The sequence below is a fragment of the Rhizobium sp. CF142 genome, assembly GCF_000281145.1.
In the GTDB taxonomy this organism is placed as follows: Bacteria; Pseudomonadota; Alphaproteobacteria; order Rhizobiales; family Rhizobiaceae; genus Rhizobium.
Genome location: NZ_AJWE01000029.1, coordinates 35,032 through 45,228 on the forward strand (window position 1 = coordinate 35,032; position 10,197 = coordinate 45,228).

Consider the following 10,197-nt stretch of genomic DNA (forward strand, 5'->3'; position numbering starts at 1 on the left):
CTCTCCTCAGCCTGCGACGAGAGCGTCGAACTGGCGGATCCAGTCGGCGCGGCTCTTGTTGATGGCGACCCAGTCCGGATAGACCATGTTGCCGAGCTGCTCGCGCGTCACATAGGCCTCGATCTCAGGGGTGAGCGCGACGCCCTTGTTGGTCGGGAACATCTCGGTCGGCGGCAGCTTCAGCTTGTCCTGCGCGGCTTTGGAGATGGCGGCATCCATATAGGCGTAGGCCGCATCGAGGTTCTTTGCGCCCTTGGTCAGGTGGATATTGACCGGGGCTGCCGGCGCGCCGGTTTCCGGAGCGACATATTCCGCCTTGAGGCCCATCGACTTCAGACGGGCGACATTGCCCGTCGAGCACATGAAGACAGCGATTTCGCCCTGCTGAAACAGCGTCATCTGGTGGTTGGTGCCGTCGACCACGCCCTTCAACTGTTCCGGATGATCCTTGAACACCTTGAAGACCGCATCCATGTCATCAGGACCGGAGCCGAAGATCTTTGCCATCTCCGTATAGGCCATGACGGCGGTGTTCGAGCCGAAACCGGTCCAGGAGACGAGGCCGCTATAGGCCGTGTTCTCGAACAGGTCGCGATAGCCCTTCGGGCGCGGCACGAGGTCGGAATTGTAGGCGATGCCGTTGACTTCGATCGTCACCGTCGGGCCGTATTCCCCCTGGAAGGCCGGATCGAGCATGCCCCAGTTCTTCAGGCGGCTCGGGTCGATCTTCTGGATGATGTCGTTTTCGATGGCGACGGCCATCTGGCCAGGCGACATCAGCAGCGTGTCGTAGGGCGGGTTGCCGGGGCTCGCCATGACCTTGGCCAGCTGGTCCTGCGCCATCGACGGTGCGATGGTCAGGCCGTAGCCGGCTTCCTTGACGAGCGGGCTCAGAACGGTGCGATAGCCGTCTTCCCAGTTGCCCGGAAAGGTCGCGGCAACAGCGGTTTCTCCTGCCGCCGCACGGGCCGCGAAAGGCATTGCGGAGGCTGCGGCGACGCCGGCAGCGAGAAGGCCGAAATGGCGGCGGGTCATTTTGAAGTCGTTCATGCTGTCACCTCTGTTGGTTGTTGTTGATGTTGTTCAGTTATTGGCATTCACTGGATGCTTTCCGGTTCGGCCGGAAATGCGTGACACCTGCGGGTGTCGATCTCTGCGAAAAGCTGGGCACCGATGTCAGGGATGGCCGTGCCGGGACCGCGGACCTCGGAGGCGCGCAGCCCCGTGCCGTCGTTCAGCAGAAGGTCGTGGATCAGCGTCGGGCCGAGCGGCACGGAAACGGTGACGCGCGCGGCAAGCGCGTTTACGCCTGGCTGCGTCATGAGGCGAACCTCTTCGGGCCGAAAGGTGATCGTGACGGCGGATCCCGTGGTGAAGCTCAAGCGACGCGGCAGGACGAGGTTTTCGCCGCTCCTCAGGGCGATGACCGTCCTGCCTTCGCCGAGTTCGGCCACGGTCCCTTGGACAACGTTGGTCTGACCGATGAAGGTATTGACGAACAGGGTTTTCGGGCGGTCGTAGACGGCCATGGGCGTGTCGATCTGCTCGACATTGCCCTTGTTCATCAGCACCAGGCGGCTGGCCAGGCTCTGGGCTTCTTCCTGGTCATGGGTGACGATTAGCGTGGTGATACCGAGCGTCTTCTGGAGATGAAGAAGCTCGACCTGAAGATCGAACCGCAATGCCCGGTCGAGCGCGCCGAAAGGTTCATCAAGGAGCAGCAGTGACGGCCGACCCGCGATCGCGCGGGCGACGGCGACACGCTGCTGCTGGCCACCGGAGAGTTCGCGCGGCAGGCGATTTCCATAGCCATCGAGCCGCACAAGTGACAACATCTCGGCGACACGTGCCTTTCGCTCAGCGCGCGGCGTCTTCTGGCAGGCGAGCGGATAAGCAATGTTTTCCGCAACAGTCAGATGCGGGAAGAGCGCGTAGTTCTGGAATACCATGCCGATCCCGCGGGCTCGGGCCGAGACGTTGGCGAGGTCGTCATCTCCGAGCATGATCCTGCCTGCCTTCGGCTGGATGAGGCCGGCAATCGCCCTCAGCACCGTCGACTTGCCGCACCCGCTCGGCCCGAGAAGTGCGACGATCTCTCCGGCTTCAATATCGAAGGAAATGTCGCTGACGGCATTTTTCCCACCATAACTATGGGTGACGCCTCGAACACTGAGCTGCTTGCGATCGGCGGTCTTTGCAATATCTAGCATCTGGCTTTCCTGATCTTTGCGTGGCCGTGACCCTGCTCCAGCGTCGGAGCATGTTCATGCAAGGAGATCTGCAAAGGCTATGCCAATTTGACGAAACGGTATGACGGCGAATTTTAATTGGCTGAAATAATTACGCTATTTATGCTTTATATAGTTACGTAAATTTGTAATATTTTTATTTTGGCGTACAGTTCTTAAGTTTATATGTCTAAAGTTTCGTCACATTTGCGTCTAGCTTCGCATGCATTTGCCTAATTATCGACCGTCAGCCGTGTGAGATCAGTATGAGAATGGCGATTTCAGCAAAGACCAGAAAGATGCAGGCAGCCACGCCGGCGCGCGCGAAACGAGGATTTCGTGTAAAATACGCTCAGAAAATCGGCCCACAGGCGGTTTTTTAATCACTTTAAATTCGAAACACAATGCGCAACTACATGCGAAACATAGTGCGAAAGCATCTGAATGTCATAATTGACACATAGTTTCAACTGGTTATGTTTCCGACATGCCATCTGGCACGATGATTGCTTCGATGATCCCAGGAATTCATCCAGTCAAAACAAAGAGGGGATCACATGAGAAACTTGCAGACAATCCTGAAGGCTGGCGTCGCGAGCATGCTTATTTCCCTCCTCTCTATGTCCGCCTATGCGGCAGAGGGGGCTGCCGAGAAAATGGAGGCAGGCGCCGACGTCAGCAAACTTCCGGGCGTGGTACTGACCAAGAAGCTTGCAGACGCTCTCCCCGCTTCCATCAAGGCGTCCGGCACATTGAAAGTGGCGACGGACCTGACGCCGCCGATCAGCTTTCATGATGACGACGGCAAGCTCGTTGGCATCGACGCCGATATCGCCGCGGCCCTTGGGGTCATCCTCGGCATCAATGTCCAGATGACGGATTTGGGAGCAGGTGCTGCCATCGTTCCCGCCATCCTGTCCAAGCGGTTCGACATGACGATCTCGGGCATCAACGACGACGTCGAGCTAGAGAAGCAGGTCGATGTCATCGACTACATGTACGACGCCACCACGATCATGACGATCAAGGACAACCCGCTCGGCATCAAGAGCATGGAAGACCTCTGCGGCAAGAAGGTCGCCGTCCCGGTCGGCACCTTCCAGGGCAAGATGGTCGAGGCCGCGTCAAGGAACTGCCAGACGCCAATCAACATCATGGCGATCCCGAAGATGCCCGATGTGCTGCAGGCGGTGCGCACCGGCCGCGCCGACGCTACCGTCAACGGTTATGCGACCAGCGTCTATACGACAGAACACCAGACCGGCAACGGCAAGGGCCTGCAGGCGCTTCCCGAGATCCGTCTCGCCGTCGGCTATCTCGGCATGCTGACGGCAAAGGACAATCCGAAGCTCCGCGACACCGTCGTCGCTGCATTGCAACAGATGGTGGACAGCGGAGCATACGAGACGATCATGAAGAAGTGGAGCCTCGGCCCACTGGCGGTCAAGACCGTCAAGGTCAACGACGCAGCCAGCATGCCTGCGGAGTGAACCTCATGGCACTGTTCACCACGCAGACAACGACAATCAGCCTGCCGCCACCGGCCATGAGGTCGATCAAGTGGGGACAGTTCGCAACCGGTGCCAGTGCGATCCTCGCACTGACCCTGCTTGGCAGCGTCGTCGCGCAGAGCCAGAGCGTTCAGTGGTCCGAGATTCCGCGCTACCTCGTGCATCCCTCGATTCTCCGCGGCGTTCTCCTCACGCTTGAACTGACGGCCGGCGCCATGGTCTTCGGCATAGGCCTTGGCTGCCTTCTCGCCGTCATGGCAACGTCGACGAACTTTGTGCTGAAGGCGATTGCTGCGGGCTTCGTCTGGTGGTTTCGCGGCGTACCACTGATCGTCCAGATTTTCCTCTGGTTCAACATCGCGCTCTTCATTCCGCAGGTTGGAGTGGGACACTACAGCATCTCGATCAACGATCTGGTCACGCCGGCGCTTGCGGGCTTCCTGGCGCTCGGACTTCACGAGGCCGCCAACATGTCGGAAATCATCCGCAGCGGCCTTCTTGCCATCGACCGCGGGCAGCGGGAGGCCGCGACGGCACTCGGATTGAAGTCCCGGCAGACATTCCGGACTGTCATCCTGCCGCAGGCCGCACGCCTGATCGTGCCCCCGACCGGCAACCAGGCGATCGGCATGCTGAAGGCGAGCGCCATCGTCTCCGTCATCGGCATGCAGGACCTGCTGACACAGGCGCAGGTCATCTACGCCCGCAACTTCCTGGTGATCGAACTCTTGTTCGTCGCCTCGATCTGGTACCTCGCGATCACGACAGTGGCGTCGATCGGCCAGCACTATCTCGAAAAGAGCCTTCAGCCCAAATACCGCAACGGCAAGGACAAGACAGGTGGCGTCAAACGCGCCTGAGGATTCAGCCAACAACCAAGGGCGTCGCCAGAGCAGCGAGGCCTATCAGGGAAGTAACAAGGAGCACAACATGAAGCTAGGCATCGACAATATCAAACTGCCGGAATCCAAGAAGCGCGGCCCGCTCGCCAGCCTCGACCACGTCAAGGAGCTCGGGCTTGCGGGCATCTTCTTCTCGACGGCGCTGGACATGAGCCCGACGCTCGACATCGGCGAACTGCGCGAGATCAGGGCGAAGGCCGACGAGCTTGGACTCTACCTGGAAAGCGGCGTCGGCAAGATCAATCCCTATTGCAGCGCCGAGGAACCGGCCCTTCGAGCCGCCGGCGGCGGCGACATCATCGCCGGCTTCACCCGCATGATCGAGGCGAGTGCCGCCATCGGATGTTTCGAGCTTTGGGTCGCGCCCGGCAACTTCAAGTCCGAATATCGCGGCCGGCTGGCCAATGACCGCTTCCGCACCGATATCACCTGGGAAGACCAGTTGATCGGCATCGAGAAGGTTCTGCAGAAGCTCGCGCCTGTTGCTCGTGCGCATGGCGCGCACCTGAACATCGAGACCCATGACGAGATCACCTCCTTCGAGATCCTGCGGCTGATCGAAAAGGTCGGTCCGGATTGCATCGGCGCCGTCTTCGACACCGCCAATGGCCTGCAGCGGGCGGAGCATCCGGTCTTTGCGGCGAAGCGGCTCGCCCCCTATGTCCGCCAGACGCATATCAAGGACGCCTATGTCGGCCGCGCTCCCGGTGGCCTCGACTTCCAGACCCGCCCCGTCGGTGGTGGCATCGTCGATTTCGCGACCATCCTTCCGATTCTCGCTGAAGCAAACCCCGCGCTGAACCTCTCGCTGGAGGTCGCGGCCTCCGTCGCCGATAAGCCGCGCAAGGCCAATCCACGTCAGTGCATCGAGATCGACAATCCAATCTGGCGCGCCGGTCATCCTGATCTCAACGCGGAAGAACGTGCCGCCTATATGGCGCTCGTCGATGCCTACGAGACACGCGTAACATCTGGCGACGTTCCGGACTGGGAGGCTTACGAGGCCAGCCAGTATGGTTATCCCACCTACGAGCACCAGTCCTACGGATTCGACCAAGCGATCGCCTTCATCAAGCAGTCGGCACGTCACATCGAGGCGATCTGCAAGGACAAGGGAATCCTTCTTAACTCGCCAGCCGCGAGCAAGAAGGCGGCCTGACTGCCTGATAGGTCGGCGGTTTCGGCCGCCGCCGACAGCCAGCTTTTGGGGGAAATATCGAGTTGCGCACAAACATTCTTATGGAAAATATTAGGGTGCACCGATATCGGATATGTCACGGTTTCCGGCACCCGCCGGGTGCTGCGGCAGAGCCTGGAGAAGAACGATGAAGAAGACGCGCCGCCAGAGCCTGAAATCACCCGCGACCGCGAACGGTCCGGCGGATAGTTCGGACAATGACGATGTTTCCGAGCGCATTCGTAACACGCTTGCCGCAGCAATCGGAGAAGGCGCGCTTAAGCCCGGAACCAAAATCCTCGAGGAGGCGATCGCGGAGCATTTCGGGGTGAGCCGCACTGTCGTTCGCGGCGCGCTGGGTGTGCTGGAAAGCGATCACCTGCTGGAACGCAAGCGAAACCGCGGGACATTCGTCGCGGAGCCGAGCATCGACCAGGCGAAGAGCCTCTTCGAGGCACGGCGCAAACTGGAACGGCTGTTGCTTGAACTCGTCATCTCGCGCGCCACGCGGGAGCAGCTCGATGCGCTGGAGCGCCTGACAGACGAGGAAGAGCACATCCACCAACACGGCGACGAGAAGTCGAAGACGGTGCTCTCGGGGAAATTCCACATCGTCCTCGCCGAACTCGCCGGAAATCCGGTGTTGACAGAAATGCTGTCCAAGATCGTCGCGCGCCTGTCGCTCGTCATGTCGCTCTACGAAGAAGATCGAAAGGACGACTGCGGTGCCGACCACCACCGCATGATCGTTACGGCGCTGAAGGCGAAAGACCTCGCCAAGGCACAGGACTTGATGGAGCATCATCTCGCAGACATTGAAGGGCGCGTACGCCTCACGGAGGGCCAGGGCGATCGGCATACGTTTCTGGCAGTGTTGGAGAACTTCTCATGAGCCTATCTGCTCGAGGCGGGGCAGTGGCGCTTCCTTGATAACACGTGTGCTTGTGTCGCCTTGATGTTGGAGTGGACGGCCCCTGAACGGCATCGAAATGTGCCAGAGTGAGCTGTTAAGATCTCAATCGAAGGGGCCGCCCATGGACAAGATTATTCGTATTGGCATGGATACGTCAAAACATGGTTTTCAGCTGCATGGCGTAAATACTGAAGAGAAGTCGGTCTTGCGTGAGAAAATGCGACGCAAGGAGATGATCGACTTCTTCACGACCTGCCCGCCAACTTTGGTCGCGATCGAGGCCTGTGGTGGTTCGCATCATTGGGCACGGCTGCTCGCCTCATTCGGGCATGCGGTAAAGATGATCGCACCACAACTTGCTAAGCCCTACGTCAAACGGAACAAGAACGACGCGGCCGATGCCGAAGGGCTTTGCGAAGCAGTGAGCCGCCCAACAATGCGATTTGTTCCGGTTAAGACAGTTGATGAACAAGCGGCACTCATGCTGATCAGCGTCCGTACCCGCCTCATCGCCAACCGCACCCAACTCGCCAACGCAATCCGGGGCTACGCCAATGAGTTTGGTGTTTCCGCAGCCAAGGGGCTGGCGCATATCCCTATGCTGCTTGAAAGGATACAGGCCGACGCGACTGTGCCAGAGCTCGCACAGGAATTGTTCATGAGCCAGGCCGAGGAATACGCTCAACTGGCAAAGAAGATTGCGGATGTGGAGGCCAAGTTAAAGGCATGGCAGCGTAACGACGAACGCAGCAGACGTCTCAGCACCATTCCCGGCATTGGCCCAATCGGTTCGGCTCTTTTGATCATGAAGACACCCGTTCCGGAGCTGTTCCAATCTGGCCGCCAGTTCGCAGCCTGGATAGGGTTGACGCCAAAAGATCACTCGACCGGCGGCAAGCTGCGGCTCGGTGGTATCACGCGAGAGCCGGCGATGAAGCTCTGCGGGCCGTCTTGGTGGCAGGAGCAACCGCTGTCATTCATCACGCGCGGCGATCTGGTAAGGCTTCTCAATGGTTGGCGGAACTGCTCAGACGTAAGCCGCCTAAACTGGCAGCTGTCGCACTTGCCAACAAGATGGCGCGCATAGCTTGGAAACTCATGATCTCTGGGCAAACATACAGCGCACAATCAGGAGCAGCTTTGACGGGATGCGCCACATGAAGATTGGCGAGCAAGAACCCTGGATATCCTGATCTTCACCACGTGTTGGTGATACAACAACTTGCAGGATAATAGCAGATGGTGTGATCGATCGATCCGGGACACAGGATACTCCGGAAATCCCTTTGGCTCCTCAAGGCCGCCTTGATGTTTGGGACCTGTGTTGCGGAAACCATCTTGGCCAGCGTTCATGTGCGGACGCAACAACACGCTGGACATATGGACGCAAGCGATCTGGTCAAATTATCTCGAGATATCTTGCAAGTCGGGGGCCGTCCACATAGGGGATATGAACCGGAGACCCATTTTTTATCGAAGCGGTCGAAGTTTCATGGATGTTCGAGTCTGGAGACTGAAGAGAAATCCCCACGCGCTAACGCCACAACGCCGAAATTGGTACGGCGGACAGGCGTTCCCCGAACGGGACCACCTTGTCATGGTCGTACAGGACAATGCCTGAAACAAACCGCTCCCCACATGCTTCGGCCAACATTCGCAATCCGGAAAAATCGGAAGTTGAGACGGATGCTGCCGCTTTTATCTCGATACCGACGACCCTCCCTCTTCTGTCTTCGATGACAATATCGACTTCGTTCTGCTGCTTGTCACGAAAGTGCGAAAACTCAAAGCGGGTTTGTCCGCTGCTTGCGAGTTTAAGGATCTCGCCAAAGACGAAAGTCTCCAGCAGCGCTCCGAACGGCCCCCTGTCATCCCGGAGTCTCTCGAGAGAGAGGTCACGAAGTGAAGCGAGAAGACCAGAATCGAGGAAATGTATTTTGGGGGTCTTGGTCAGGCGCTTCAGTTTGTTGGAAAACCAGGGTTGGATCGTTCTGGCGAGGAATAGGCTCTCGAATATGCCAACGTACTTTTGCGTTGTGACGTGGTTCATCCCGATGACAGAGCCAATTCCGGAATAGTTCACGAGTTGTCCCGAATGTTCTGCTAGAATGCGTAGCAGACGCGGCATCTGTGCGATCTGCTCGATTTGCGCAACATCGCGAACGTCGCGTTGAACGATCGCTTGGATATAATCCGCATACCAGTCCTGTCTGCGGTTTAAGTTTTTGCGACCTAGTGCCTCGGGATACCCACCTGCCAGAACTGCAGCCATCAGGTCGCCGCCGATGATTGGTTCTCCGGCTTTAGCTTCGTTTCGGAAGGCGTCGACCAAAAAGCTTCCAGCGGCCGTTCGAATTTCGCTTTGAGCGAGCGGCAGCAATCGGACGACTTCCATGCGCCCTGCGAGCGAGTCTGCCACGCGTGGCAGCGTCATGAGATTGGCTGAGCCGGTCAGGAGGAAACGCCCTGGACGCTCGTCGGTATCCACGCTTTCCTTGATCGCCAACAACAGCTCGGGAGCGCGCTGAATTTCGTCGAGAATGGCGCGATCCATTCCTCTTACAAAGCCAACTGGATCCCGTCGCGCGGCGTTGAGCGTCGTCGCATTGTCCAGCGTGTAATACTCCATCCCCTTGTTGGCCATCTTCTTGGCCAGCGTCGTTTTTCCGGATTGGCGAGGACCCACGATCAGCACGACCCGCGTATCTAACATGGCGTCGGAAATGCGTTGCTCAACGAGCCTTGGATACAGCGGTATAGCTTCATTCCTTTGATGACCGTTTGAAACTATGATAATGACCGATTGAAAGTCAAGGAATGACCAATTGAAATCAACATGGCGACTGATTGAAACCTGAGCCCAATAAAGGTGGCACGTCGATGTCGATGATGTCATCGCCCGAGGCGGTCGAATCCTCCCGGTTCCATGCGACACCGAGCCCGATCTTGAAGGCTACTCCTCTCACCTTCTTGAGTTCGAAGCCGCGGTTCAGCAAATCCTGTGTCCATCCCGGCACGAAGCCGAAGCGAAGACCGGTGGAGACAGGTGATACCAGCAAGAAGGTGTGAGCGCAGGTGTAAGCGACATTGTCGGTCAGATCATGCTCGTAAAACTTTGCGTCCGGTCGATCGGCGTGCTGCCGGAAAAGGCGGGCGACCAGATCCGTCCTTTCGCCCTTGGTCTCTTCAACGACATGCGCCCGTTGCTGAAGCCGGACACGCTCTTGATGAAGCTCCATCGCGCGATGGCCGTCTATGCGCATTCGAAACGCTACTATTTCGCAAGCGCCCAGCGACGGCATGAAAGTTGTAGAGACTGTGGGAGTTGCAGAGTGGTAGTAGCATATCCTAATTTCCCTTTAAGAGTGTAACTTTGAAATGATTCTGCTAAAAGGTTTTGGTGATAATTATCGGGCGAGCCGTTACGACGGATACGATTCCCATCGAAGGCTTTGATGTGGCTTTG

The 10,197-nt window shown here is 58.1% G+C and carries 8 protein-coding genes and 2 pseudogenes; 6 read left to right on the plus strand and 4 right to left on the minus strand.

Features of this window, described 5'->3' with window-relative positions; genetic code table 11:
* Window positions 1-6: 6 nt before the first annotated feature.
* Both PMI11_RS08920 and PMI11_RS08925 read right to left on the minus strand, forming a co-directional pair.
* Window positions 7-1,050: an extracellular solute-binding protein gene (locus PMI11_RS08920; RefSeq protein ID WP_007815771.1), complete on the minus strand. Its 1,044-nt coding sequence runs from the start codon at window positions 1,048-1,050 to the stop codon at window positions 7-9.
* A 47-nt stretch (window positions 1,051-1,097) separates the two neighbouring features.
* Window positions 1,098-2,210, minus strand: coding sequence for an ABC transporter ATP-binding protein (locus PMI11_RS08925; protein WP_007815772.1), 1,113 nt, complete (start codon window positions 2,208-2,210; stop codon window positions 1,098-1,100).
* A 575-nt stretch (window positions 2,211-2,785) separates the two neighbouring features.
* Here PMI11_RS08925 and PMI11_RS08930 point away from each other — a divergent pair.
* The 5 genes and pseudogenes from PMI11_RS08930 to PMI11_RS08950 all read left to right on the plus strand — a co-directional run bounded on the left by PMI11_RS08930 (window position 2,786) and on the right by PMI11_RS08950 (window position 7,892).
* A complete protein-coding gene (locus tag PMI11_RS08930; protein WP_007815774.1) occupies window positions 2,786-3,718 on the plus strand; it encodes an ABC transporter substrate-binding protein in 933 nt (310 codons plus the stop codon).
* A 5-nt stretch (window positions 3,719-3,723) separates the two neighbouring features.
* Window positions 3,724-4,599 (plus strand): amino acid ABC transporter permease, encoded by an 876-nt coding sequence (locus tag PMI11_RS08935; protein ID WP_007815775.1) that lies wholly within the window; start codon window positions 3,724-3,726, stop codon window positions 4,597-4,599.
* Between the two features lie 70 nt (window positions 4,600-4,669).
* Window positions 4,670-5,800 (plus strand): sugar phosphate isomerase/epimerase family protein, encoded by a 1,131-nt coding sequence (locus tag PMI11_RS08940; protein WP_007815777.1) that lies wholly within the window; start codon window positions 4,670-4,672, stop codon window positions 5,798-5,800.
* A gap of 166 nt (window positions 5,801-5,966) precedes the next feature.
* A complete protein-coding gene (locus tag PMI11_RS08945) occupies window positions 5,967-6,710 on the plus strand; it encodes a GntR family transcriptional regulator (protein ID WP_007815778.1) in 744 nt (247 codons plus the stop codon).
* Window positions 6,711-6,852: 142 nt separating this feature from the next.
* Window positions 6,853-7,892 (plus strand): annotated as a pseudogene (locus PMI11_RS08950) (IS110 family transposase).
* 373 nt (window positions 7,893-8,265) lie between these two features.
* On the opposite strand, the gene PMI11_RS08955 reads toward PMI11_RS08950, so the two are convergent.
* Window positions 8,266-9,489 (minus strand): ATP-binding protein, encoded by a 1,224-nt coding sequence (locus PMI11_RS08955; protein WP_037071004.1) that lies wholly within the window; start codon window positions 9,487-9,489, stop codon window positions 8,266-8,268.
* Window positions 9,490-9,844: 355 nt separating this feature from the next.
* On the opposite strand from PMI11_RS08955, the pseudogene PMI11_RS38025 reads away from it, so the two are divergent.
* A pseudogene (locus PMI11_RS38025) lies at window positions 9,845-10,024 on the plus strand (ProQ/FINO family protein); the annotation flags it as partial.
* On the opposite strand, the gene PMI11_RS37925 reads toward PMI11_RS38025, so the two are convergent.
* Window positions 10,006-10,197 (minus strand): hypothetical protein (locus PMI11_RS37925; RefSeq protein ID WP_210161446.1); only part of this gene is annotated, 192 nt, incomplete at its 5' end. The pseudogene PMI11_RS38025 and the gene PMI11_RS37925 sit on opposite strands and share 19 nt — an antisense overlap.